Origin of the sequence: Mycobacterium sp. (genome assembly GCF_025965855.1) — a bacterium.
Lineage (GTDB): Bacteria > Actinomycetota > Actinomycetes > Mycobacteriales > Mycobacteriaceae > Mycobacterium.
Genome location: NZ_JAOPWB010000255.1, coordinates 1 through 3,322, shown reverse-complemented (window position 1 = coordinate 3,322; position 3,322 = coordinate 1). Strand labels below are relative to the sequence as shown.

The window sequence follows — 3,322 nt, the reverse complement described above, 5'->3', positions numbered from 1 at the left end:
AGCTCGATGAACAGGCCCTCAGCTTCGGCGCACAGCGTGTCGCCATGGGTGAGTTGAGCGCGAAGGATCCGTTTGCGCCCTTGCTCGCTGACGAACCACGCCCGTATCGCGAGTTCCTCGCCGACGGGTGTAATGGACCGGAAGTCGGTGTGCAGATACGCGGTTCTCGCAGGCGCCCGGTCGCCGCTACTGGCCAGTCGCCCGAGCACTTCATCGAATAGCAGTGGGATGGCGCCGCCGTGGACGGCTCCGCCGCCGCCTAGGAAGTATCGGCCGAACGTCACCGTCCCCTCGACTTTCTCGTGGTCGCCCGCGATCGGAATGAAGTTGGGGGACATGGTTTGTCCGCGTCCGGGCAGATCGAGCCGGCGAGCGAAGATCTGTCGCCGCTCGGGGACTGCGGATTGCGCCAAGCGGTCGGCCCATTCGTTCAAGTCCTGTTTTAGCGCAACTGTGGTCGCCGCGTCCGGCGCCGCCGCGGCCACGTGGTCGAGGAACTCGCGCAGAGCAGCGATCATCTCGCCGTACTCGGCGCCCCCGCCCAGGCTGCGCACGGCCGGCTCCTGCCACGTCCGCATCGGCGGGAACCCGCCCTGTGTGCCCAATTTATAGGTCACGTCGCATACCCCTCGGTCATCTTCGAAGACTAATGCATTGACATTAATCTTGAGCGCTGCGATGCTGGCGTGGCGTGCGTCACAACACGTCGTGACGGCACCTGCAAGTACTCAGTAGGGAGCCACTATGCCGGGAGTCGGTTTGGCGTCGGACGGCCCACTGGCCGATCTCGTGGTCATCGACCTATCGACGACGCTGCCCGGAGCGCAGGCGACGCAGTTCCTAGCCGACTGCGGGGCCGAGGTGATCATGGTTGAGCCACCGGACGGTAGTTCGCTGCGCGAGCTCGCCGGCTGGCCTGCCCTGCTGCGCGGCAAGCGCAGCGTCACACTGGACCTGCATGACGACGCCGACTTGGAGCGTCTGCGTGCTCTGTTGCGCCGCGCCGACGTGATGGTGAGCACCATGCGGCCGACCACGGCCGAGCGCATAGGACTTACCCACGACGCGTTGTCGAAGGCCTACCCGCGACTCGTCGCCGCGACGATCACCGGCTGGGGTTCGGCCGGGCCGTTTCGCGATTACAAGGGCTGGGAGGCCCTGGTGATGGCGAAGACGGGAGTCATGCACGAAAAGCGCGGACTTGCGACACGGCCGGGACCGGCTTATACGACGTTCTCCTATGCCTCTTGGGGTGCCGCGCACGCCGCTGTGCAGGGCGTGCTGGCCGCGCTCCTCGAGCGGGAAAGCAGTGGGCGCGGCCAAACCGTCGAGACCAATCTCGTCACCGGCATGGGTTCGATGGATCCGTACAACTGGTTCTACGAGATGGTGCTCGAACGGTATCCGGGCGCCTTCGAACCGATGGACGCCGCCTACGACGATCAGGGCCGGCCCCAGGCCTACCTCATTTATGCACTCCTCGTGTGTGCGACGAAGGACGGTCGCTGGCTGCAGTTCGCGCAGGTGTCGCCCAAACTGATCGGCGCCTGGCTCACCGAACTGGACCTGCTGAAGGAACTTGCCGACCCGAAGTGGCAAGGCTTTCCCATGCTGCCGACGCCCGACCTGCGTACCGAGTGGTGGGACATGATGATCGAGCGGGTGGGGGCCCGCACGCTCGCCGAGTGGCAGCAAGCCATGGCGGAGAACCTCGACCTGAGCGGCGAACTGTTCCGGAGTCCCGAGGACTCACTGGACCACCCGCAGACCGCTCACGAAGGCCGTGCCGCCACCGTCATCGACCCCGATCTCGGACCCGTACGACAACCGTCGACCCTCATTCATGCCGGCGGCAAGCCGTTGACTTCGCTTTGGCCGGCCCCGCGAGTCGGCGAGCACAACGGCTCGGTCACCTTCGACCGGGTGGGCCAAGTGGGCAGGGCCTCGCTGCCCGCACCGCGCGAGAACCGCGACGACCCGCCCTTGCAGGGCGTGACGGTGCTGGAGTTCGGCAGCATGTTCGCCGGACCGTACGGCGCGACACTGCTGGCGGACCTGGGTGCCCGCGTGATCAAGGTCGAGCCGCTAGAGGGCGATAACATCCGCAACCTAGTCGCGTTCCCCGAGGCGGGCGGCGCAAAGGTGTTGCAGGGCAAGGAAAGTGTCACGATTGACTTCACCAAGCCCGAGGGCCTGGGCCTGGTCTACGAACTCGCTAAACGATCCGACATCGTGCTGCAGTGCTTCCGGGGCAAAGCGGCAGAGCGCTCGAAGATCGACGAGGCCTCGCTGCGGGCGGTCAACCCGGACTTGGCCTTCGTGACAACCTCCGGTTACGGGGTCGACGGACCCTTCGCGCACCGTGCGGCCTACGCACCGTCGGTCGGTGCGGCGTCCGGCCTGGCGCTGGTCGACAGTCACGACACGGGTGAGCCACCCACCGACCTGGATGACTTGCACCGCCGGGCGGTCAAACTCCACGCGGGCGGGGCCGTTCCCGCGGTGCAGTCCGACGGGATCGCGGCGCACGGTGTCGGTTCGGCACTGCTGGTCGCCTTGTACGCCAAGCGCCGCGGGAAGATGCTGACGAACGTGGTCACGACGATGCTCGGCACTGTGCAGCAGGCGATGATCGCCTACAACGCGAGTTATGCGTCCCGACCCGCCGAGACGCCCGCCGACGAACAGTTTTTCGGGATAAATGCCTTGTACCGGATGTACCGTGCGGCCGACGGTTATGTCTTTCTCGCTGCTCCGTTGCCACGCGAATGGCCGGCGCTGGCGAAGGCGGTGTCGCCCTACGCCGACCTGCACGCCGACGAGCGCTTTGCCGACGCCGACTCCCGCACGGCGCATGACGAGGAGCTAATCGCCGCACTGACACCGGTTTTCGCGGCGAAGACCAAACTGGAGTGGGAGAACGAACTGTGCGCCCAAGACGTTGGGTGTGTCGAGGTGGTGGAGGCCAACTCCGAATTGGTGCTGCAGAGCGATCCGTACTACGAGGCAGGCTATGCCGTGGACGCCCACAGCCCGATATTCGATGAGCACCGTCGGCTCGCGCCGCTATGCCGGTTCTCGCGATCACGAACACGGGCCGACGCGGGATGCACCATCGGGCAGCACACCGATGCGATACTGCGCGAAATCGGACTGGACGAGGCGGCGATCGCCGACCTGAGAGTCAGAGAGATCGTCGGCGGCGGCTGAGCATCAGTTGTCGTCGCGCTCTGCGATCAGCGCGCGGGTCTCGTAAGACACCGGTGCCGTCAGCATGCCGACCCAGGTGTCCACGTAGTTGTGCAACTGCGCCTCGCTGAGT

At 65.9% G+C, this 3,322-nt stretch carries 2 protein-coding genes and 1 pseudogene; 1 reads left to right on the top strand and 2 read right to left on the bottom strand.

Going from position 1 to position 3,322, the window contains the following annotated elements:
- The coding region (locus tag JWP83_RS21830) for a hotdog domain-containing protein (RefSeq protein ID WP_367185662.1) at window positions 1–518 on the bottom strand (518 nt) is incomplete at its 3' end.
- A 226-nt stretch (window positions 519–744) separates the two neighbouring features.
- On the opposite strand from JWP83_RS21830, the gene JWP83_RS21825 reads away from it, so the two are divergent.
- Window positions 745–3,210, top strand: coding sequence for a CoA transferase (locus JWP83_RS21825; protein ID WP_297734619.1), 2,466 nt, complete (start codon window positions 745–747; stop codon window positions 3,208–3,210).
- 3 nt (window positions 3,211–3,213) lie between these two features.
- Here JWP83_RS21825 and JWP83_RS31330 read toward each other — a convergent pair.
- Window positions 3,214–3,322, bottom strand: a pseudogene (locus tag JWP83_RS31330) (TetR/AcrR family transcriptional regulator); the annotation flags it as partial.